Consider the following 19,574-nt stretch of genomic DNA (forward strand, 5'->3'; position numbering starts at 1 on the left):
GTATCTGAATGAAAGCCCCGCCCTGCGCGGGGCTTTTTCGTTGCCTTTGCCTATGCTGCTGCTGCTTCGTGTATACTGCCTGGTTTTTCTGAGCTGGATTTCTTTAATGGCGGCGCAGGCCCAGCGGCGGCCTGGTGCTGCCCCAACCAAGCCGGCACCAGTTATTACCACCGCCGAAACTGTACCAGCCACCGACCAATGGCTGCGCCCCGGCGACCGGCTGCAGGTGCGCCTGGTAGGCACGCCGGGCCTGCGCGCCTCCTTCCTGAACGGGCAACCGCTCGTAGAACTGTTGCCCGCCCAGGCCCAGGGCAAACGCGGCGTGTACCAGGGAACCTACGTGGTGCAGCCCACCGACACGCTGCGTAACCGCCGCATCAGCTTCCAGCTGCTCACCCTCGACAGTGTGCAGGCCACGGCGTACAGCAGAAGTAAAGTCCGGTTTCTCAGCCCCCATGAGCCCCAGCTAGCCCTCACCAAAGGGGAGCTGGCCTACCTGAACTACGGGCTGGGCGAAGACCGACTGGGCGGGGCCAAGTTGGGCTACCTCGATTCGGCGGTAGTGCTGCACCTGACCGGGCGCGTGGGCAACCAGTACCGGGTGCAGCTCTCGGAAACCAACGTGGCCTGGGTGCCCCAGGAGGTAGTGCGCCTGCTGCCCCCGGGTGGCTTCGTGCCCAGCTCTCTCACCGGCTCCTGGAGCGTGCAGGGCGACTCGGTGTATGACTACGTGCGGGTGCCCCTTTCCCAACGCCTGCCCTACCGCTCCCAGCTGCTTACCGGGCCCAGCCGACTGGTAGTGGATGTATTCGGGGCTACTTCCAATACCAACTGGATAACCCAGCGCGAGGGCCTACAGGAGTTGGGCGACGTGACCTATGAGCAGCTACAGCCCGACGTGTTCCGAATGATTCTGCCCCTGCGCCACCGCCAGAGCTGGGGCTACCACATTGGCTACCGGGGTAATACATTGGAAATCCGGGTGAAGCGGCCACCGCAAAAGCTGCGCCTGCGTGGCCTTACCGTAGCCATTGATGCCGGCCACGGCGGCACCAACATCGGAGCCGTTGGGGCCACCGGAGCCCGGGAGAAAGACCTGACGCTGGCCATTGCTCTGAAGCTGCAGCGGGAGTTGGAGCAGGCCGGGGCCCGGGTGCTGATGACGCGCACCACCGATGCCACCGTGGACAATGGCGACCGGGTGCTGCTCCTGCGCCGCCTCAACCCCGATGTGCTGGTCAGCATCCACGTCAACTCGGCGGGTAGTGCCAGTGCCCACGGTACCAGCACGTTTTACCGCTACGTGGCTTTCCGGCCGCTGTCGGTGGCCTTGTACGAGCAGATGCGCGGTACTGGGCTGGCCGGTTTTGGGAATGTGGGCAGCTTCAACTTCGGCCTGAATGGCCCCACGGAATACCCTAACGCATTGGTGGAAACGGCTTTCGTATCTAACCCCGAGGATGAAAAGCGACTCACTGACCCGCAGTTTCAGCAGCGCATGGCCGAAGCCATGAAGCGGGGGCTGGAGCAATTTCTGAAGGGCACCCGGGCTCCGGGGCTTCGGGGCTGGCTAGGCCAAGAACCAGCCACCGAAAACCACTGATTTTCTCGGCCACTGCCTCCACAAACGCCTCACGGTCTGGCTTACTGCAGGCACAACACCGGGAATTATTTTGTCAAAAAGTGCTTCCTAGAGGGCAGTGGCGTGTACCTACATCCTTTAGGATCGTATGATAGGTAGGCGCTGGGCAACAGCTTTAGGCGGTAGGGGCCTCGCTCCTGCGCTAACATTGCTATAGCTTTTTAGCAAAAAATAGTTGCCGGCGGGTACCAAAGCGGAGCTAGCAGCTCTACCTTATTGGTGGCCAATGCGTACAGCCCCCTGCACAGGCGGTGCTGCTCCGGCGGCCAGTTCGTTCTTTCACTCTCCCCCAACACCCACACTCTTTATGGCAAACGATTCTTTACTGGACCGGAGTCGCACCGTGGCCGGACCAGGCTACAACCGCTGGCTGGTACCGCCGGCGGCCCTGGCCATTCACTTGGCTATTGGGCAAGCCTACGCTTTCAGCGTGTTCAACAAGCCCCTGGGCGCCCTCATCAGCGGCGACGTGAATAAGCCGGCCCCCGACGACTGGACGCCTACCCAAATCGGCATTACCTTCTCCATTGCTATTGTGCTGTTGGGCTTATCGGCGGCTATTTTTGGAAAGTGGCTGGAGCGGGTAGGCCCTCGCAAGGCCATGCTGGCCTCGGCACTCTGCTTCGGCGGAGGCTTTCTGATTGCTTCGCTGGGCGTGCACCTGCACAGTATCTGGTTGGTGTATTTCGGCTACGGCTTTGTGGGCGGCATTGGGCTGGGCATTGGCTATATCTCGCCGGTGAGTACGCTCATTAAGTGGTTCCCCGACCGCAAGGGCGTGGCTACCGGCATGGCCATTATGGGCTTCGGGGGCGGCGCTATGATTGGCTCCCCGCTGGCCAACAACCTGATGGGCTACTTCAAGGACTCGGCTCCGCAGGGTGTAGCTCCTACCTTCATTGTGATGGGCATTGTGTACCTACTGTTTATGCAGTTTGGGGTGTGGAGCATCCGGGTGCCCGCCGACGATTGGAAACCAGCCGGCTACGTGCCCAGTACCGAGCACAACGCCATGATTACTACGGCCAACGTATCGGCCGATAACGCCATCAAAACGCCGCAGTTCTGGCTGTTGTGGGTGGTACTGCTTACCAACGTAACGGCGGGTATCGGGGTACTCGAAACGGCTTCGCCCCTGATTCAGGAAACCTTCTCGGATGGGGCCATGGGCGCGGGCCGGGGCGTAACGGCGGCGGCGGCGGCGGGCTTTGTGGGCCTGCTCAGCTTGTTCAACCTGCTGGGCCGGTTTTTCTGGTCGTCGGCCTCCGATAAGCTGGGCCGCAAGATGACGTACGCTATTTACTTTGGGCTGGGCATTCTGCTGTATGCGCTAGTTCCTACCCTGGGCCACGGCCTGCAGCTCACGCTGTTTGTGGTAGTAGCCTGCGTGATTATCAGCATGTACGGCGGCGGTTTTGCTACCGTGCCGGCTTACCTCTCCGATATGTTTGGCAAGTATCAGGTAGGCGCCATTCACGGCCGCCTGCTCACGGCCTGGAGTACGGCTGGTGTACTGGGCCCGCTCATCGTGCACACCTTGCACGAGCATGCCAAAGAGCAGGGTCTGACCGGGGCAGCGGCTTACCAAAACGTATTCTACACCATGGCCGGTGTGTTGGTCCTGGGCCTGCTAGCCAACCTAGCGGTGCGCCCCGTGAAGGAGGAATACTATGAGAAAGGTCCGGTGACAGTTGAAGCCGGCGGCCACTAGGCAATTATCCATTCCTAACCAGCAACTTTCGTATGAGCACCCCATCCAACTCCCCCACCCCAACCGCCGAGCCCGCAGCAGTAGGTGGGTCGGCCGTTATTGCCTGGCTGTACGTGGGCATTCCCCTGCTGTGGGGCGTATCCCAAACGTTTATTAAAGCGCTGGCCCTGTTTAAGTAGCTTTTCTGCGCTAACTTTTCCATCTTCAGAAGCACCCAAACGGGTGCTTCTGTTGTTTTTGGCCCGGCGCGGCTGCTTTCCTGCGCTTCTTCCCATGCACTCCAGCTCCACCGAGCCTTCCCAAATTGTCCTGCTGGCTTCTTTCACGGATATCATTGCCGCGCACCTGGCCAAAAACCAGCTGGAAGCCGCCGATATTCCCTGTTTCCTGGGCAACGAAAACCGCCCATATGGACCTGTACTGGGAGCCGTACGCCTGTTTGTGCGGGCCGAGGACGTAGCCGCCGCCCAGCAGGCCTTGCAGCCCCATCATTCCGTTATGCATACCCTCTCAGATGAGCCGGCTGCATCCACCGCCCCGCGCTGTCCCCGCTGCCACCACCCCGACGTGGTATGCCGTCACCAGCCCCAGCCCCACGACAACCTATTTGTGAAGCTGCGCCTCTGGCTGCTGGCCCCCGAGCGGCCCCAGTGCCACTGCTTCCAGTGTGGGTTCGATTTCGAGGGGTGAAGGGCCCGCTGGCCGTATATTTATCGGCCGCTTCTACTGCGGTAAAACGCCTATGCTTCGTTTAGCTGTCCACATACTCCTTATCCTGCTCGTCGGGTACATAGCTGCGCCCATTCTGGCGCGGGCGCAGGTGGCACCAACTTCCCCGCCTCTATTCCGGTTTTTCCAGCAGAACTTCGACAGCACATTGGTGTACGAAAACTCTGGCTGGCTTGATGCGCCTGACTTGCTAATCTTGGCCAAGCAGGGCAGGGAAGTATATTTCTTCACGTATCGAAGCCCCTATACATACTCTCAAGAAGACTTCATACCTGGCGGCCTTGCCCATTACTTTAATGAACAAGAGGCGCGCTTTCGGACCACTATACCCGATACTAACCGATATCTACTTCTACCAGAAGTGAATGTTAGGAATCTGGCGCAGATTTGGCAAACATTACACCCTACGCAGCTCTGGAAAGTACGGGATGCTGATCCACATCCAACGGGCCAAATCTGCGGAGTGGATGACGCCGAAACTAGTATCCTGCATTTTCTCACCCGTACCAGCGCAAGGTCAGCCAGCTTTTATGCACCCGATTTTTATGAAGAATGCGAAGGCAAAGGTTTTAACCGTGGGCAGGTAATTCGCACCCGCAACACTTTACAGAATCTATTGAAACGATAACCCACTACCCCCGAAACCGCCATACCGGCAGCACCGCTCCGGCCGGAAAAACTTCCGGCTCCGGCGGCAGCTCCAGGAAGCCGCTGGAGGTAAGCAGGCTGGCCATATCGCCGGAGCCGCCGGCCCGCTCGGGCGTGGCCAGCAGGTGGCTATTGAGGCCAGGGGCCAGACTTACCAGCTTGAAATGGGTGATGCGCGGCTTGAAGGCTATATTCTCCGTTAGCACGGCCGGTACGGGTCCGCCAAGGGCCACTTCCCCGAAGATGGCGCCCTCGGGTTGCTGCGCGGCCAGCAGCCAGGGCCGGGCGTAGCGGTAGAAGTTCACAAAGGTGGAAACCGGATTGCCGGGCAAGGCAAACACCACCGCGCCGCCCGGCTGCTCCCCAAACCAGAACGGCTTGCCGGGCCGCTGGCCCACCTCGTGAAACCGTTGCTCCACGCCCAACTCTCGCAGGGTTTCCGGCAAAAAATCGGCCTTGCCTTTGGATACGCCCCCGCTCAGAATAACAACGTCGTAACCCGTAAGCAAAGCCGGCAGCCCCTGGCGTAGGGCGGCCGGGTCGTCGTCGAAGTGAAAGGCCTCTGCTTCGGCCCCGGCCTGCCAAGCAGCGGCTTGCAGCATAAGCGCATTGGAGCGCCGAATCTGGTGGGCCTGGGGTTGCTGCGTGATGGGCACCAACTCGTCGCCGGTGCTGACCACGGCCACCCGGGGGCGGCGCGATACGGCCACGGTAGCGGCGCCTACGGTAGCAGCCACCGCCATTTCGGCCGGCTCCAGGCGCGTACCGGAAGGCACCAGCAAGTCGCCCTGTTGGCGGTCGGCGGCGCGGGCGTGCACGTTATGGCCGGCGTGGGGCGCGGGCACCTGCACGGTGGCCCAGCGCTGCCCCGCCGCATCAATGCGGAACGTGAGGTCTTCGTAGCGGATAACGGTGTCGAGGTTGGGCGGCAGCGCGGCCCCGGTCATGATTTCCACGGCGGCCTTAACATCCTGCACCGGCACGGGGGGCTGGCCGGCAAACTGGACGCTTTCAATGCGGAACTCCGTTTGGCCCGCCGCTAAACCGGCGAACTGCAAGGCAATACCGTCCATAGCCACCCGGTTGAAGGGCGGGAAGTCCCGGTCGGCACGAAGGTCTTCGCGCAGGATGCGGCCCGCGGCCAAGCCTAACGACAGGTACTCAACGGACAGGGAACGGACGGTGGCGGCAACGAGGCGGGTGGCTTCTTCAACGGAAATCATAGGTGCGAATGTAGGGCAAGCCGTAGCTTGCGCTGTTACCCAACGAGGAAACCGGCTGGTTGTTCAGGCAGGAAAGCCGTAGCGCGAACTTTGTAGTTCGCGCCTTCGAACGTTAACTGAATGGCTGAAGACCTAATGGCATGCGGACGCGAACTACAAAGTTCACGCTACTTTCCGGCAGGCCCTTCGTACAGCCCTTACTCGCTACTTTTTACTTTTCCTCCAACCACAAGCGGAAGTTTGTGCTACTTATGTCCGATTCTCCCAAACTTACCCACCTCGATGCCGCCGGCCAACCCGCCATGGTTGATGTGGGCGCCAAACAGCCTACCCGCCGCGTGGCCCGGGCCCGCAGCCGCGTGGTGTTGGGCCCCGAAATTATGGCCTTAGTGCAGGAAGGCGACCTGCCCACCCGCAAAGGCCCCGTGTTCCAGACGGCCATTCTGGCTGGTATTATGGGGGCCAAGCGCACCTCGGAGCTGATTCCCCTGTGCCATCCGCTGGGCCTGGATAACTGCCAGGTAACCATTGAAGTGGATGGGCCAGATGCCGTACTAATTGAGTGTACGGCCACGGTAACCGGCAAAACCGGCGTGGAAATGGAGGCCCTGACTGGCGCTTCGGTGGCGGCCCTCACCATCTACGACATGTGCAAAGCACTTTCCCACGATATTCTGATTCAGGAAACCCGCTTGGTGAGCAAAACCGGCGGCAAACAGGACTTCCACCATGCCGGATAACGCCCACGCCGCCGACCAGCCCCGCCGCAAACATGCCCAACTAGCCCGGCCCGATATTGGGGAGTTTGGGCGCCACGAGCTGGCTATTCTGGGTGCGCCCTGTGGCCGCATCAAGGAGCTGGCGGCTCGACTGCTACCGTTGCTTTCTGACACGTTGCGCGTAGCCTACGTAGATGCCGACCACGCCGCCGGCGACGATGCGGCCCAGGGTGGCAGTGGCGGCCAGGATGCCATTCTGCAGGCCGGCGCAACGGCTGAGCTAACCGACAAAATCACCTTCACTCGCCTGGATGTAAAACGCCCCCTGGACCGGTTTAGCCAGCCCGAGCTGCTACACCACCAGAGCCTGGTACTGGTGAACGGCAACCACTTCCGGGCCCGGCAGCAACTCGTCATTCTCGACCCGGCCAAACCAGTGGAGAAGAAGCTGGACCGCCTAACCGATGTGCGCGCCCTGCTTCTGCCCGAAGGCGTGACGGAAGTGCCTGCTTACCTGCGCGCCCACCTGCAGGAAGCCAACGTGCCCGTACTGCCCCTGCACGATACGGCCGCCCTGGCCGAGCTGATCCTGGAAGAGTGGCGCGTTGCCGCTCCTCCCCTGCGCGGTTTGGTACTGGCCGGGGGCCGCAGCCAGCGCATGGGTCAGGATAAGGGCAAACTCGCCTACCACCACGGGCAGGAGCAGCGCGCCTACGCCGCCGAGCTATTGGCTCCCTTCTGCCAGGACGTGCACGTATCCTGCCGCCCCGACCAGGTAACGGAGCTGGAGTATGCCGGCCTGCGCCCCCTGCCCGATACGTTTGCCGACCTGGGTCCGCTGAGTGGTTTGCTTTCCGCGTTTCGCCTCGACCCCAACGCGGCCTGGCTGGTAGTGGCCTGCGACTTACCGTTTCTCTCGGCCACTACCCTGCAGCACCTGCTGGAAAACCGCCACCCCGGCCGCATGGCTACGGCTTTCCAAAGCCCCGAAAACGAGTGGCCCGAGCCGCTAATTGCCATTTGGGAGCCCCGCAGCTACGGTACCCTGCTGCGTTTTCTGAGCCTGGGCTACAGCTGCCCCCGTAAGTCGCTCATCAACTCCGATATTGAGCTGCTGCCTGCCCCCTCACCCCAGGAACTGCGCAACGTGAACACGCCCGAGGAGGCGGCCCAGGTGCGGCAGGAGTTGCAGTAAAAAGCGAAAACGCTCGTCAGGGCTGCATACGTAGAGCGGCCCAGGCAAAAATAAACAGGATAGAGTCAGGGAGTTGCCGCTACTTTAGGGCATCTTTCTGACTCTATTCCGTTATATGAAACGCATCTATCCAATAGTGGCCCTGGTGGCCTGCACGCTCTCTGCCCAGGCGCAGCAGTCAACTCCAAGCTCCAACTCCTCGCTAAAACCGGAGCAACACTTCAAGGCCGAGCAGGACACGGTTTTTGCGCGGGGCTCTGGCATCACTCTTACCAACCTTAGCCAGCAGCAGCTCGAAAACCTGGCGGTGCTGGGCCGGGTGTGGGGCTTCGCGAAATACTACCACCCGGCCGTGGCGGCGGGCCAGTTTAACATGGATGCCGAGCTGTTTCGATTGATGCCCAAGGTGTTGCAGGCTTCTAACCAAAAGGCCCGCAGCCGGGTGCTGAGTAGCTGGCTTACCAGCTTGGGCCCGGTGCCGGCTTGCTCTACTTGCCGGGAGCCGAAACCCGAGGATGTACGGCTGCAACCCGACCTAGCTTGGCTGACTGACACGAAACAACTCAGCTCGGAGCTTAGCCAGCAGCTGCTGTACCTGCGCCAGAACCGCAACCAAGGCCCGCACTACTACGTGCGCAATGTCCCGAAAATAGACAACCCGCTGTTTGAGCACGAATTAGCGTATCCCTCTGTCACCGGTAACCTGCCCGACGATGGCTTGCGGGTACTGGCCCTGTTCCGCTACTGGAACATGATTGACTATTTCTTCCCCTACCGCTACGCCACGGGCGAGGACTGGCAGCAAGTGCTACCGGAGTTTCTGCCACAGTTTGTAGGAGCCCGCACCCCGGAGCAATACCGCCTGGCGGCCCTGGCCCTCATTGCCCGCATTCATGATACTCACGCCAACATCTCGGATGGGGACCCGGTAATAGCAAGCTACCGAGGCAGGTTTTACGCGCCGGTGCAAGTGCGGTTTGTGGAAGGGCAGCCGGTTGTTACGGAGTATTTCGATCCGCAGCTGGGCCCGGCCACTGGTCTGCTTAAGGGCGACATCGTACTATCCGTGGATGGCCGCAAGGTGCAAGACTTGGTTACTGAGCGCAAGCCCCTTACCCCGGCCTCCAACGAGCCCACCCAGCTGCGTAACATTGCCCGCGACCTGCTACGCGGCAACACCGAGCAAGCCCAACTGGTAGTCCAGCGCGATGGTAAAGAGCTGACGTTCAGCATCCCGCGCTACCTACCCAACAAGCTAAACCTGTTGTATAACCTGGGCACGCCCGACCCGAAAGCTCCCGCTTGGCGCAAGCTACCGAGCAATATCGGGCACCTCACGCTGGGCACAATTCAAAACAAGGAGCTGCCCAGCATTATGCAGGAGGCGCAGAGCACCAAAGGCCTTATTATTGATATCCGCAATTACCCGTCGGACTTCGTGGTGTTTTCCCTCACGAAATACCTCCTGAGCAAACCTACCGAGTTTGTGCGGTTCAGCGTACCCACGCCCACTTACCCTGGGCTGTTCAGCACCACGGAGCCGTTGCAGGTTTTTCCTGGTAAGGAAAAGCCGTACGCGGGTAAGGTGGTGGTTCTGGTGAATGAGCTTTCGGTTAGCCAGTCGGAATACACCACCATGGCCCTGCGCGCGGTGCCGGGCGCCGTGGTAATGGGCAGCACCACGGCCGGGGCCGATGGTAACGTATCAACCATTGTGCTGCCCGGCAACATTACCACCCGCATTTCCGGCTTGGGCGTGTACTACCCCGACGGCCGCGAAACTCAGCGCATCGGTATTGTGCCCGATGTGGAAGTAAAGCCCACCATTGCCGGCATTAAAGCGGGCCGCGACGAGGTGCTGGAGCGCGCCGTTGCCTACATTGAAAACGGCGCGCCGCTCGTGAAATAACGGCTACGGATGGGCCGCTACCCACACGTCTCCATCTTCGTAAAATTCCTTCTTCCAGATAGTGACTACCTGCTTTAGGGTATCGATGATGTACTGACAGGCGGCGAAGCTCTCGGCCCGGTGCGGCGTGGAAACGGCTACCACCACGGCCACATCCCCGATGTGCAGGGTGCCTTTGCGGTGGACCACGGTTATTTTTTCTACCATCGGCCACTGCTCGGCGGCCTGCTCGGCCACTTTGCGCAGTTGGTGCAGGGCCATGCTGTCGTAAGCCTCGTACTCCAGGCGTACCACGGCCCGGCCGGTACTACGGTTGCGCACGGTACCAATAAACGTGTTAATGGCCCCGGCCCCGTCCGCTTCTACGCTTTGCAGGGCGGCGGCTACGTCGATGGGCTGGTCAGTCAGGTCGATGTGAATCAAAGGAAGGAGGGAATAGTAATGGACAAACGGAACGTCATGCAGAGGCGCAGCCGAAGCATCTCGCGCGCTTCGGCTGCAACGATTCAACGAAGCGGGAGAGATGCTTCGGCAAGCTCAGCATGACGGGCTACATTATCTGAAGACTGATAACTGATAACCGGCAACTGAGATTAGCCACCACTCACGGGCGGAATCAGGGCTATTTCGTCGCGTTCCTGCAGCGGAGTATCATCGGCGGCGTACTCGTTGTTAACGGCTACGGCCAGGCTGCTGAGGCGGGCCAGCTCGGGGTAGCGGGCGTGCAGGTCCTGCAGCAGCCCCTGAGCCGACTGCCCTTCCGGGGCTGCCACCTCCAGCGTAGGCTGCCCCACGATTTCGCGGGCAATGCCAAACAAAGCAATTTTCAGGTTCATTGGTTATCTAGTAGTTCTTGTTCGGGAAAGGCCCCGCGCCAGGTGGGGTAGCTGCCAGACCAGGTGGAAGCAGCCAACCGGCGGTGCCCCCTCGGTTGCAGTTTACCCGAACGGAAACGCCTGATTTACGTTGTTTGTTTGGTTGCGCTGGCGCCGCCGTTATTTCGCTCTGTTGTCTATGTCCGCTGTCGTACCCTCCGTTCTGTTTGATAATCATGGCCGCCCGCTGGAATACCTGCGGCTGGCCGTAACGGACCGGTGCAATCTGCGCTGCTTTTACTGCATGCCCGAGGAAGGCATCAAGTACTTGCCCAAGCAGGAGCTGCTGACCTACGAGGAAATGGAGCGGCTGGTGACCATCATGGCGGGGCTGGGCGTGCGTAAAGTGCGCCTGACGGGCGGGGAGCCATTTGTGCGCCGCGACTTAGTGCCGTTTATGGACCGCCTCAGCCAGATTCCGGGCATTGAGGAGCTAACCATGACCACTAACGGGGTGCTCACCGCGCCCCACGTACCGGAGCTTGCCCGTATGGGCGTAAAAGCCGTGAACCTGAGCCTGGATACTCTGGACCGAGCCCGTTTCGCCAGCATCACCCGCCGCGACGAACTGCCCCGGGTGCTGGACACGCTGTATGCGTTGCTGGGGGCCGGTATTCGGGTCAAAATCAACGCGGTGGTGATGGACGGCCAAAACACCCAGGATTTACTGCCCCTGGCGGAACTGACCCGCGACCTACCCGTGGATGTGCGCTTTATTGAGGAAATGCCCTTCAACGGCGGCAGCCACGACGCGGCCGTTCTGCCCTGGAACCACCGCCGTATCCGCCAGCATCTGGAGCTCAACCTGGGCGAACTGACACCAGTGGCCACCCGCCCCGGCGACACGGCCTCGCACTACACCGTGGCCGGGCACCAGGGCCGTTTGGGCATTATTGCGGCCTACTCGCGCACCTTCTGCGGCACCTGCAACCGCATCCGCCTCACGGCCGAAGGCGGTGTAAAAACCTGCCTCTACGACCAGGGTGTGCTGGATGTGCGGGCTCTGCTGCGTGGTGGTTCCACTGATGAGCAGGTTGCGGAAGCCCTGAAGTCGGCGTTCCGGAACCGCGCCGCCAACGGCTTCGAGGCCGAGAGCCAGCGCCCCTTGCACCAGCTCAGCTTCGAGTCGATGAGCACGATTGGGGGATAAGCGAAGTCAGCAACTTCAGGTGCTGGTACCAGCCCATTGTGCAAGCGGCTTACCAAGTGTACCCACAAATTCGCTTAGCTATTCTGGCCTTTTGTCTGAGCCCGGCTCTATACATTGTGGCCCTACTGATGCGCTTTTCGCCCCCCACGCCACCGGCAGCCTGCCTCCCGCACCATGAATGTACTCCTGAGCTGCCTGCTCTTTCTCAACCTGCTGTGCTTTCTGCTTTTCGCCTTGGATAAACGGAAAGCCCAACGAAGCCAGCGGCGCATCCCGGAAAAAACGCTGCACTTCGCTACGTTGCCGGGCGCGGCTCTTGGTGCCTGGGTGGCAATTCTACTGCTCCACCACAAAAACCGCAAGGCCGCCTTTTGGAGCATCACCCTGTTGCTGACGCTGCTGCAAGGGACGGCTCTTTATTTTATGTGGCCCTATTTGCAGACGTCGTTTTAGCTAGGCTATACGCTGAGTAAACAGGGAGCTTATGTGTCCTCGATCAACCAAGCAAGCTTATTTCAACGCTTGTAGAAGCGCCCGCTCGGCGGCGTTACCTTCTGATGGTCGGGGGGCATTGCGTTGAATAAATTCCCCTTGTCGGCTGATAATCATGTATGTAGGAAATCCGTCCACATGATACGGCCTTGCTGCGCGTATTCCTTCTGGGTCAAGCAAATGGACGCTGGTAGGACCGGCGAGTTGGTGCGTGATAATAGTCTTTCGCCAAGGCTCCAACACCACATCGGTCGAGATGTAAACGAAAACGACATCCTTGCCCGACAACCGTTTTTTCAGGCGCTCCGCGGCGGGTGCTTCGGCCACACAAGGCCTGCAGCCGCTGTACCAAAAGTCCAGATATACGACCTTACCCCGAAAATCTTGGAGCTGGACTGCTTTACCTGCTGTGTCCTGTAAACGAAAATCGGGGGCCCGCTCTCGTGTAGTAGGAGACATTGCGAAGCTGGAGCTGAGGAACAGAAAGAGGAATAGTGGCGGCATGGTCATAACGGACGGATATATTTAACCACAGGAATTTCAGTAAAGTAGCATTTTATTCATTGCTCGTATCCTTAGCCTACTATGAAGTTGTTATTCTGGATACTAGGCATAGGAGCAGCCTTATATGTGGCGGTGTGTGTGCTACTGTATTTTCAGCAGGAACGGCTGCTGTTCTTCCCCACCAAGCTCCCCGCCAATCACCGCTTCAATTTCAATGGCCAGTTTGAAGAGCGGTGGATTCCGACGGCCGATGGCACCCGCCTGCACGGCCTGCTGTTCCCGGCCGATTCGGCGGCCAAAGGGCTGATTTTTTACCTGCACGGCAACGGCGGGGCACTGGATAGCTGGGGTGAGGTGGCGGCTACCTACACCCGGCTGGGCTACTCGGTGTTTCTGCTCGATTATCGGGGCTACGGCAAAAGTGAGGGCTGCATCAGCAGCCAAACGCAGTTGCTCGCCGATGTGGATACGGCTTACCAACAGCTTACGCGCGAGTTTGCGGAAAACCGTACGGTACTGTTAGGCTACTCGCTGGGCACGGGGCCGGCGGCGTGGCTGGCGGCCCGGCACCGGCCGCAACTTCTGGTTCTGCAGGCACCCTACGCCAGCATGCGCGCTATGGCCCGGCAGCATTACCCCTGGGTTCCGGCCTTTGTTGTGCGCTACCCGCTGGCTACTGATGAAGTGCTGCCGCAAGTGCAAGCGCCCATTGTCATCTTCCACGGCGACCGGGACGAGGTTATCAGTCCTCAGTCAACCCAGCGGCTAAAAACGGCGCTGAAACCCCAGGACCAGTTTATTACCCTGCCCGGGGCGGGCCACAATGGTATGACGGACAACCCAGCCTACCAGCAAGCCATGCGCCGGATTTTGGCGGGACTGTAGGTGGAAAGGTCAGGTTGATGGAGCTCAGTGATGAGAGAAGAGCAGGCCGGAATGCGGGCCAAATTGGGTGGAGGAAGCCAGGTTATTTACCTTCGGCTCCTAATGCTGCCCTTCCCCTCCCGTCTGCTTTTTTGTGCTGGCCTGCTACTTGCACCTTTGCTGGCGCCCACCACTGCCCAGGGCCAGACCAATGCTATTCCTGACCCGAAAACGGGTACCTGGCACGTTGCTACGGTGGTGCTGCCCGGCGGCCCCAAACACTGGGGCGGATACGCAGAAGTACAAACCCGCTCCAACAGCCTGTTCCGCCAGTATTTCTACACCGAGCTAAAAGGTGGCGTGAGCTACGATGTAGCCAAAAACTTCACCCTAATGCTGGCCGGCGGCCGCTACTCCACCGCCGACTACCGCGACCTGAGCGCCGGCCCCCTCAACGTGGAACGACGCCTCTGGCAGCAGCTTACGCTTACGCAGTTTGCCGCCCGCCTCAAGCTGGAGCATCGTTACCGCATGGAGGAACGCTGGTACCGTTTCCGCGACAATGTGGTGCCGGCCGGCTCCTCGCGCTACCGCACACGCATGCGCTACCGCTTCAACACGTTTCTGCCCCTTAATCGGCCCACTTTTACGGACAAAACGGCGTTTCTGTCGGTGTACGACGAGGTATTTTTTAACCCCCGGGGGCCGTTCTTTGAGCGCAACCGGCTGTACGCGGGCGTGGGCTACCAGTTTGATAAGCACTGGACGGTGCAGGGCGGCTGGCTGAACCAGGCCAACTACACGCCCGCTAACTACCGCCAAAACGTATTCACGCCCCAAACTACCGTAGCCAAAAACAATGTGGTGCTGTCGGTTATCTACCGCCTGGGCCGCCCGGCTACTGCTACCGCCTCGCCAGAGTACGTGCCCTCCCAACCCGACTAGGATGTTTGAGCATTATGGCTATTCGCTACTATCCGGGTCGTCATGCAGAGCCGACGGCAAAGAACCTCGCGTGTTGATGTCTGATTACTACCGCAACGTCAGCACGCGAGATGCTTCGCTGCGCTCTGCATGATGTACTATCAGCGTATCCTCCCAACCCAGTTAAGCCGCCACCGGCACCAGGTGTAGGGTAAGCGTATGCCGGGCCTCGCCGGAGTACAGCATGTGCAGCTCCAGGGTGAGGTGCTGGTCGGAGAGAGTTTTGATGAGCAGATACAGGGATGATTCGTTGCCGGGATGCACGATTTTGCCGGCTTGTTTCATCCAGCCCGTAGCCGTCAGCCGTGTATCAGGAGCCTGGTTGAGGGTGCTGAAGTCGAACACCACGCCTTCGCCCATGCTCCAGTAGCCCTGGAACGGCTGGGGGCCGGCCTCAATGCGCACTGTTTTCCAGATCCGACAGAGTACTTGTTCTTCCATACGCAGTTACTTACCCAGCCCTACCCAGCCGCGCTGCATGGCGTAGTACAGGGCCGTACCCGCCAACAGGCCCACAAGGTAACCATACGGCAGCCCACTACACAGCAAACCCACCAGCAAAGCCAGCAATAGGTCGGAGCGGGAGCCGCTGATATCGCGCAGAAGGGTGGCCAGCGTGAGAGCCTCAAACAGCAGCAGCACCCCCAGAATAGGCAGGGGGAAAATCTGCACGATTTGCTGGAAACCTTGACTGAACCCCAGCCCCAGCACCAGAAACAGCCCGCCGTACAGCACCACCGAGCCCCCGGTGCGCCCCCCAAACGTGTAGTGGCCCACCATGCCCCCCGAGCCGTGGCACACCGGAAACCCACCCAGAAACGGGTTTACCAGATTCATGAGGCCGTAGGTGAAGCTGATTTGCCGCACCGAGAGGGGACGCTCCGGAAAGTAATCTTCCACCACCTGCCGGGTAGCCAGCACCGAGTTGCCCAGGGAAAGCGGAATTTGGGGCAGGGCTAGCAGGATGGCTCCGTACTTTACATTGTCCCAGGTGGGTACCTGCCAGCCCGGCAGGTGCAGCCCAATGGCGCGGTGGGCGGTGGCAAAATCGAGCTTGAACAGCAGGCCGTAGCTGACGCCCAGGGCCAGCACCACCAGCGCGGCCGGCCAGCGCCGGTTGCCCAGGAGCACCACCGTCACCAGGAAGGCCGCCGCGGCCAGCACATACCCCGCCAAGCCATCGGCGGGCACGTACTTCTTGAGCGCCAGCGTGGCCAACTGCAAAGCCAGCCCGAACTGGATGCCCCGGATAACGGGCTTGGGGACCAACCGGGCCAAAGCGTCAATCAGGCCGGTTAAGGATAGCAACAGCATGCTCACGCCAATAGCTAACCCACCCCCGAAGATGACGCGGCCGGGAATTTTCTGGGCAATAACCAGGGCGGCAAAGGCCTTGAGGGGCTGCACCGGCATGGGCATCCCGTACCAGAGCCCCGAAAACACCTGCATCAGCCCGAACATGATGAGTACACCCGCGCTATCCATGCCGGAGGCGGCAATGATGCCAATGAGCAGGGGCAGGTCGGTACCCAGGTCGCCAAAAGCCCCCGCCAGCTCATTCCGGTCGAATCGAATACGGGGGCGGGGCGGCGGGGTAGCGGTGAGGGGCATGGTGTTAGAGGGCGGAATGCGGCCAGTAGGGCGCTGGTAGTTATTCCCAGATAAAGCTGGGGGTGGTTTGCTCAATTTCTTTTCCGCTTTGCAGCCGGATACGCAAGCGGAATTGCTGCTGCGCGTTGTCCGCGGGCTTGGGGCTTACTATTAGTTCAATTGGCCGGTCCAGTTCATCGTATCCCCCCGATTTCCAGGAGTTCAGGGAGTCGGCCAGTTGCGCCAGCGGGAAAGATACGCCCTGGTAGCTGCTGTTACCCGCCAAGCAGCGCACAAACTGGTTTAGCGGCTGCCCGGCAGCTACCCCGTTAAACTGCCCGGTACTAGTCAAGGACAGCTCGGATATTTTGTCTTTCAGCCCCCTTGAGCCGGGCTCATCGCACTGAAAGGCCATAGCACTGGCCGCAAACCAGTTTCGGGACGGGGCAGCAGCCAGGTAGTCGTACTTAAGCACCAAGCTTACCAGCAGCTGGGCGGCGGCGGTGCGCGTGCCAGCGGTGAAGGCGGGGCCATTGCTGGTTTCTGCCACCAGCAGTTGCACCACCCGCACGTTGGCGTAGTCACGCAGCTCCTTGCAGCAGCCCATGGGTATCACGCCCAAAAAAACCAGCAGCAGTAGCATCTGTACCAATTTCCTGGTCATAGTCTTGAGGATTAGTTGGGTATAGTCACTTTTCTTTTCTCCTTAAGATAACAGTAGTTACCAAGCACGGCAGTTGGCGGGTCTGATGCAAGTGCCCAGCCAGTGCTACCGTACTCCGCACGAGCCCCCCTGCTGGTTTTCGGCCGCTTCCGGGCGGGCTGCTTCTTCCACCGTTTCCACCTCATCCTCCCAGGCCAGGATACCACCTTCCAGGTTCAGCAGGTTGGTTAGGCCGAACTCAGTTTGCAGGCGCTCAACGGCTTGGGCACTGCGGCGGCCCGAGCGGCAGTACACTACTACCGGGTGCTGCTTGGGCAGGGTAGCCACGCCTTTTTCCAGAGCGCTCAGGGGCAGAAGAGTAGCATTGGGCAAATGACCGGCGGCGTACTCGTGGGGTTCTCGCACATCCAGCAGAAAAGGCGGTTGGGCCGAAGCCAACTGCGCCTGTAGCTCCGCAGCTGAAATACTACGCACCGGGGCCCCGCACAGGTCAGCATAGTCGGCGGTATTAGCGGTGTCGAGGTTGATGGTGGCTTGCTCGGGGCGACGGGCAAATTTGAGCGTGCGGGTCTGAAACGTGAGAGCATCAAACAGCCACAGCCGCCCACTTAGCACTTCGCCAATACCCAATACCACCTTCAGGGCTTCGGTGGCCTGGGCCGTGCCTACCAGCCCGGGCAGCACTCCTAGCACGCCGGTGGCGTCGCAGTTAGGAGCCTCCTGCGCCGAGGGCGGCTGCGGAAACAGGCAGCGGTAGGAAGGTCCGCCCTGGTAGTTAAACACCGACACCTGCCCCTCAAACTTGTAAATAGCGCCCGAAATCAGTGGTTTACAGTAACTCACGCAGGCATCATTGAGGAGGTAGCGGGTAGGGAAGTTGTCGGAGCCATCAACCACCACATCATACTTACTCACCAGCTCACGCACGCTGCCCAGCGTGGCCCGGCAGCCATACACCTCTGTGTGCACCAGCGGATTGATGCGCCGCACGGCGCGGGCGGCGGTTTCGGCCTTAGACTGGCCTAGGTCGGCAGGGCCGTACAGAATCTGGCGCTGCAGGTTGCTGCGGTCCACTTTGTCGGCGTCCACAATACCCAAAGTACCCACACCCGCCGCGGCCAGGTATTGCAACACGGGGCAGCCCAATCCTCCGGCTCCTACTACCAGCACACGGGCCGCTTTCAGCTTTTGCTGGCCGGCCTCGCCAATTTCGGGTAGCTGCAAGTGGCGGCGGTATATCTGGCGTTCTTCTTGGGTGAGCATGGAGGGTAGCGGTAACAGCTTACGAAGGCCCCGCCAAATAGCAACGCCTGTTAGGCTCAAACTTACTTCTCCTCCCGAAGGTTAACCCAATGTGCCGCCGGCTTTGGCGGTTGTACGTAAAGTCTGCTGGTTTCATCTTTTTTTTCCTGCCGTGTCAGCTCCCGTTTTTCTTCCACCTACCAGCTACGAGTACGTAACCGTACACCGCGTGCAAGGCACTACCGCTATGGAAGCTACCGACGTGCTGGCGGCCGAGGAGCCCCTGGAAATCCGGGTGGGCTTCGGGCCCGCCGGGCAGCGGCAGCACCGCACCCTGAGCATTACCATGCGCACGCCGGGCCACGACTTTGAGCTGGCAGCGGGGTTTCTGCTTACGGAGGGCATCATCAGTAGCCGCCAGGAATTGCAGGGCCTTGTTTACTGCCCCGATGTGGAGAAGGAAGAAGAGCGGGAAAATGTGGTGCGGGCCGAACTGGCTCCCTCCACCCTCCCCGACCTGCCCCGACTGGAGCGCCACTTTTACACCAGCAGCAGCTGCGGTGTGTGTGGCAAAACCAGTATTGAGGCGGTGCATGCCTCCGCCTGCCCGGTACTGCCCACTACTGGGCCACAGGTGGCGGCCAGCGTTATTCACTTGCTACCGGAGCAGCAGCGCCAAGCCCAGGAGCTGTTTGAGCAAACGGGCGGCCTGCACGCAGCAGCTTTATTTTCGCCGGAAGGTGAGTTGCTACTCCTGCGTGAGGATGTAGGCCGCCACAATGCCCTCGATAAGGTAATTGGCGCGGCCCTGCTCCAGGGGTTGCTGCCCTTGCACAACACGGTGCTGCTGGTGAGTGGCCGAGCCTCATTTGAGCTGGTGCAGAAGGCGGCCGTAGCGGGTATTCCGGTGTTGGCGGCCGTGGGCGCGCCCTCCTCCCTGGCGGTGCAGGCGGCGCATAATTTCGGCATGACGGTGTGCGGCTTTGTACGCCAGAACCGCTTTAATGTGTATAGCCACGCCTGGCGGATAGTCGGTTCAGCCGCTGTCTGATACGCTGCACTTCTCTTGTATTCCTTATGAAACTTCGCCTCGAAGACAATACGCTCCGCCTGCGCCTCGACCCACCTGAGGTGGATATTTTCCGTCAGCAGGGAAGTCTGAAAATCAGGGTACCCTTGGGCCCGACCTCCGCCGAGCAACTTACGTATAGCCTGGAGCGCGACGCCGATGCCCTGACTCTTAGCACCCGCTACGAAGCCGGATGTATTCGGGTGTTGCTACCTGCCTCCCTGGCCGACAGCTGGACCTCAACGGATGAGGTGAGCCTGCGCGGCACCAGCGAAGTTGCCGATAATCAAGTATTGCATATTTTGGTAGAGAAAGACCTGGGCTGTAAGCATTAGCACCCTGTACTTCTCTCTATTCCACCGTC

22 protein-coding genes are annotated in these 19,574 nt (G+C 60.3%); 14 read left to right on the top strand and 8 right to left on the bottom strand.

Annotated features, from left to right (window positions below):
- The first annotated feature begins 52 nt into the window (after positions 1-52).
- The 5 genes from ABIB60_RS05695 to ABIB60_RS05715 all read left to right on the top strand — a co-directional run bounded on the left by ABIB60_RS05695 (position 53) and on the right by ABIB60_RS05715 (position 4,710).
- Positions 53-1,603 carry an N-acetylmuramoyl-L-alanine amidase gene (locus ABIB60_RS05695; RefSeq protein WP_354578348.1) on the top strand — a complete coding sequence of 517 codons (1,551 nt, stop codon included), beginning with the start codon at positions 53-55 and terminating at the stop codon, positions 1,601-1,603.
- A 346-nt stretch (positions 1,604-1,949) separates the two neighbouring features.
- Entirely contained in the window at positions 1,950-3,353 is a 1,404-nt protein-coding gene (locus ABIB60_RS05700; protein WP_354578349.1) for an L-lactate MFS transporter, read from the top strand.
- Positions 3,354-3,385: 32 nt separating this feature from the next.
- Positions 3,386-3,532 (top strand): MFS transporter small subunit, encoded by a 147-nt coding sequence (locus ABIB60_RS05705; RefSeq protein WP_354578351.1) that lies wholly within the window; start codon positions 3,386-3,388, stop codon positions 3,530-3,532.
- Positions 3,533-3,626: 94 nt separating this feature from the next.
- Positions 3,627-4,043 (top strand): putative signal transducing protein, encoded by a 417-nt coding sequence (locus tag ABIB60_RS05710; protein WP_354578352.1) that lies wholly within the window; start codon positions 3,627-3,629, stop codon positions 4,041-4,043.
- Between the two features lie 52 nt (positions 4,044-4,095).
- Positions 4,096-4,710, top strand: coding sequence for a hypothetical protein (locus ABIB60_RS05715; protein ID WP_354578353.1), 615 nt, complete (start codon positions 4,096-4,098; stop codon positions 4,708-4,710).
- A gap of 4 nt (positions 4,711-4,714) precedes the next feature.
- Here the strand turns inward: ABIB60_RS05715 and ABIB60_RS05720 are convergent, their stop codons facing one another.
- The gene (locus tag ABIB60_RS05720) at positions 4,715-5,953 is read right to left on the bottom strand and encodes a molybdopterin molybdotransferase MoeA (RefSeq protein WP_354578355.1); all 1,239 of its coding nucleotides are present in this window, start codon (positions 5,951-5,953) and stop codon (positions 4,715-4,717) included.
- Between the two features lie 251 nt (positions 5,954-6,204).
- Here ABIB60_RS05720 and moaC point away from each other — a divergent pair, with 251 nt between their 5' ends.
- The 3 genes from moaC (at position 6,205) to ABIB60_RS05735 (ending at position 9,776) form a co-directional block, all read left to right on the top strand.
- Complete coding sequence (moaC, locus tag ABIB60_RS05725) at positions 6,205-6,693, top strand: cyclic pyranopterin monophosphate synthase MoaC (protein WP_354578357.1); 489 nt, start codon at positions 6,205-6,207, stop codon at positions 6,691-6,693.
- On the top strand, positions 6,683-7,867 hold the full coding sequence (locus ABIB60_RS05730; RefSeq protein ID WP_354578358.1) for an NTP transferase domain-containing protein: 1,185 nt from the start codon (positions 6,683-6,685) through the stop codon (positions 7,865-7,867). Before moaC ends, ABIB60_RS05730 begins: the two co-directional genes overlap by 11 nt.
- A 115-nt stretch (positions 7,868-7,982) precedes the next feature.
- Entirely contained in the window at positions 7,983-9,776 is a 1,794-nt protein-coding gene (locus tag ABIB60_RS05735; protein WP_354578360.1) for a S41 family peptidase, read from the top strand.
- 3 nt (positions 9,777-9,779) lie between these two features.
- Here the strand turns inward: ABIB60_RS05735 and ABIB60_RS05740 are convergent, their stop codons facing one another.
- Positions 9,780-10,199 (bottom strand): molybdenum cofactor biosynthesis protein MoaE, encoded by a 420-nt coding sequence (locus ABIB60_RS05740; RefSeq protein ID WP_354578361.1) that lies wholly within the window; start codon positions 10,197-10,199, stop codon positions 9,780-9,782.
- A gap of 170 nt (positions 10,200-10,369) precedes the next feature.
- Complete coding sequence (gene moaD / locus ABIB60_RS05745; RefSeq protein ID WP_354578363.1) at positions 10,370-10,612, bottom strand: molybdopterin converting factor subunit 1; 243 nt, start codon at positions 10,610-10,612, stop codon at positions 10,370-10,372.
- A 178-nt stretch (positions 10,613-10,790) separates the two neighbouring features.
- Here moaD and moaA point away from each other — a divergent pair, with 178 nt between their 5' ends.
- Positions 10,791-11,801, top strand: coding sequence for a GTP 3',8-cyclase MoaA (moaA, locus tag ABIB60_RS05750; protein WP_354578365.1), 1,011 nt, complete (start codon positions 10,791-10,793; stop codon positions 11,799-11,801).
- Between the two features lie 174 nt (positions 11,802-11,975).
- Positions 11,976-12,254, top strand: a complete 279-nt coding sequence (locus ABIB60_RS05755) for a DUF1294 domain-containing protein (protein ID WP_354578367.1) — start codon at positions 11,976-11,978, stop codon at positions 12,252-12,254.
- A gap of 57 nt (positions 12,255-12,311) precedes the next feature.
- Here the strand turns inward: ABIB60_RS05755 and ABIB60_RS05760 are convergent, their stop codons facing one another.
- Positions 12,312-12,803, bottom strand: a complete 492-nt coding sequence (locus tag ABIB60_RS05760) for a TlpA family protein disulfide reductase (protein ID WP_354578369.1) — start codon at positions 12,801-12,803, stop codon at positions 12,312-12,314.
- A gap of 75 nt (positions 12,804-12,878) precedes the next feature.
- On the opposite strand from ABIB60_RS05760, the gene ABIB60_RS05765 reads away from it, so the two are divergent.
- The gene (locus ABIB60_RS05765) at positions 12,879-13,682 is read left to right on the top strand and encodes an alpha/beta hydrolase (RefSeq protein WP_354578371.1); all 804 of its coding nucleotides are present in this window, start codon (positions 12,879-12,881) and stop codon (positions 13,680-13,682) included.
- Between the two features lie 102 nt (positions 13,683-13,784).
- Complete coding sequence (locus tag ABIB60_RS05770; RefSeq protein WP_354578373.1) at positions 13,785-14,606, top strand: DUF2490 domain-containing protein; 822 nt, start codon at positions 13,785-13,787, stop codon at positions 14,604-14,606.
- Between the two features lie 162 nt (positions 14,607-14,768).
- Here the strand turns inward: ABIB60_RS05770 and ABIB60_RS05775 are convergent, their stop codons facing one another.
- The 4 genes from ABIB60_RS05775 to moeB all read right to left on the bottom strand — a co-directional run bounded on the left by ABIB60_RS05775 (position 14,769) and on the right by moeB (position 18,162).
- Complete coding sequence (locus tag ABIB60_RS05775; RefSeq protein ID WP_354578375.1) at positions 14,769-15,086, bottom strand: hypothetical protein; 318 nt, start codon at positions 15,084-15,086, stop codon at positions 14,769-14,771.
- A 6-nt stretch (positions 15,087-15,092) separates the two neighbouring features.
- A complete protein-coding gene (locus ABIB60_RS05780) occupies positions 15,093-16,256 on the bottom strand; it encodes a putative sulfate/molybdate transporter (protein ID WP_354578377.1) in 1,164 nt (387 codons plus the stop codon).
- A gap of 40 nt (positions 16,257-16,296) precedes the next feature.
- A complete protein-coding gene (locus ABIB60_RS05785) occupies positions 16,297-16,899 on the bottom strand; it encodes a hypothetical protein (RefSeq protein ID WP_354578378.1) in 603 nt (200 codons plus the stop codon).
- Between the two features lie 105 nt (positions 16,900-17,004).
- The gene (moeB, locus tag ABIB60_RS05790; protein ID WP_354578380.1) at positions 17,005-18,162 is read right to left on the bottom strand and encodes a molybdopterin-synthase adenylyltransferase MoeB; all 1,158 of its coding nucleotides are present in this window, start codon (positions 18,160-18,162) and stop codon (positions 17,005-17,007) included.
- A 151-nt stretch (positions 18,163-18,313) separates the two neighbouring features.
- Here moeB and fdhD point away from each other — a divergent pair, with 151 nt between their 5' ends.
- Both fdhD and ABIB60_RS05800 read left to right on the top strand, forming a co-directional pair.
- Positions 18,314-19,192, top strand: coding sequence for a formate dehydrogenase accessory sulfurtransferase FdhD (gene fdhD / locus ABIB60_RS05795; RefSeq protein WP_354578382.1), 879 nt, complete (start codon positions 18,314-18,316; stop codon positions 19,190-19,192).
- Positions 19,193-19,218: 26 nt separating this feature from the next.
- Positions 19,219-19,545, top strand: coding sequence for a DUF7009 family protein (locus ABIB60_RS05800; RefSeq protein ID WP_315997372.1), 327 nt, complete (start codon positions 19,219-19,221; stop codon positions 19,543-19,545).
- The last annotated feature ends 29 nt before the right edge of the window (positions 19,546-19,574 follow it).

This window comes from Hymenobacter sp. UYP22 (genome assembly GCF_040547285.1).
Taxonomy (GTDB): domain Bacteria; phylum Bacteroidota; class Bacteroidia; order Cytophagales; family Hymenobacteraceae; genus Hymenobacter.

What these genes read in the sequence shown, in the direction of transcription:
- moaA (WP_354578365.1), top strand. Translation starts at nt 10,791, where the DNA reads ATGTCCGCTGTCGTACCCTCCGTTCTGTTTGATAATCATGGCCGCCCG.
- ABIB60_RS05715 (WP_354578353.1), top strand. Translation starts at nt 4,096, where the DNA reads ATGCTTCGTTTAGCTGTCCACATACTCCTTATCCTGCTCGTCGGGTAC.
- moaD (WP_354578363.1), bottom strand. Translation starts at nt 10,612, where the DNA reads ATGAACCTGAAAATTGCTTTGTTTGGCATTGCCCGCGAAATCGTGGGG.
- ABIB60_RS05760 (WP_354578369.1), bottom strand. Translation starts at nt 12,803, where the DNA reads ATGACCATGCCGCCACTATTCCTCTTTCTGTTCCTCAGCTCCAGCTTC.
- ABIB60_RS05785 (WP_354578378.1), bottom strand. Translation starts at nt 16,899, where the DNA reads ATGACCAGGAAATTGGTACAGATGCTACTGCTGCTGGTTTTTTTGGGC.
- ABIB60_RS05770 (WP_354578373.1), top strand. Translation starts at nt 13,785, where the DNA reads ATGCTGCCCTTCCCCTCCCGTCTGCTTTTTTGTGCTGGCCTGCTACTT.
- ABIB60_RS05800 (WP_315997372.1), top strand. Translation starts at nt 19,219, where the DNA reads ATGAAACTTCGCCTCGAAGACAATACGCTCCGCCTGCGCCTCGACCCA.
- ABIB60_RS05755 (WP_354578367.1), top strand. Translation starts at nt 11,976, where the DNA reads ATGAATGTACTCCTGAGCTGCCTGCTCTTTCTCAACCTGCTGTGCTTT.
- ABIB60_RS05735 (WP_354578360.1), top strand. Translation starts at nt 7,983, where the DNA reads ATGAAACGCATCTATCCAATAGTGGCCCTGGTGGCCTGCACGCTCTCT.
- ABIB60_RS05775 (WP_354578375.1), bottom strand. Translation starts at nt 15,086, where the DNA reads ATGGAAGAACAAGTACTCTGTCGGATCTGGAAAACAGTGCGCATTGAG.
- moaC (WP_354578357.1), top strand. Translation starts at nt 6,205, where the DNA reads ATGTCCGATTCTCCCAAACTTACCCACCTCGATGCCGCCGGCCAACCC.
- ABIB60_RS05730 (WP_354578358.1), top strand. Translation starts at nt 6,683, where the DNA reads ATGCCGGATAACGCCCACGCCGCCGACCAGCCCCGCCGCAAACATGCC.
- ABIB60_RS05695 (WP_354578348.1), top strand. Translation starts at nt 53, where the DNA reads ATGCTGCTGCTGCTTCGTGTATACTGCCTGGTTTTTCTGAGCTGGATT.
- ABIB60_RS05710 (WP_354578352.1), top strand. Translation starts at nt 3,627, where the DNA reads ATGCACTCCAGCTCCACCGAGCCTTCCCAAATTGTCCTGCTGGCTTCT.
- ABIB60_RS05765 (WP_354578371.1), top strand. Translation starts at nt 12,879, where the DNA reads ATGAAGTTGTTATTCTGGATACTAGGCATAGGAGCAGCCTTATATGTG.
- moeB (WP_354578380.1), bottom strand. Translation starts at nt 18,162, where the DNA reads ATGCTCACCCAAGAAGAACGCCAGATATACCGCCGCCACTTGCAGCTA.
- ABIB60_RS05720 (WP_354578355.1), bottom strand. Translation starts at nt 5,953, where the DNA reads ATGATTTCCGTTGAAGAAGCCACCCGCCTCGTTGCCGCCACCGTCCGT.
- ABIB60_RS05780 (WP_354578377.1), bottom strand. Translation starts at nt 16,256, where the DNA reads ATGCCCCTCACCGCTACCCCGCCGCCCCGCCCCCGTATTCGATTCGAC.
- ABIB60_RS05705 (WP_354578351.1), top strand. Translation starts at nt 3,386, where the DNA reads ATGAGCACCCCATCCAACTCCCCCACCCCAACCGCCGAGCCCGCAGCA.
- ABIB60_RS05700 (WP_354578349.1), top strand. Translation starts at nt 1,950, where the DNA reads ATGGCAAACGATTCTTTACTGGACCGGAGTCGCACCGTGGCCGGACCA.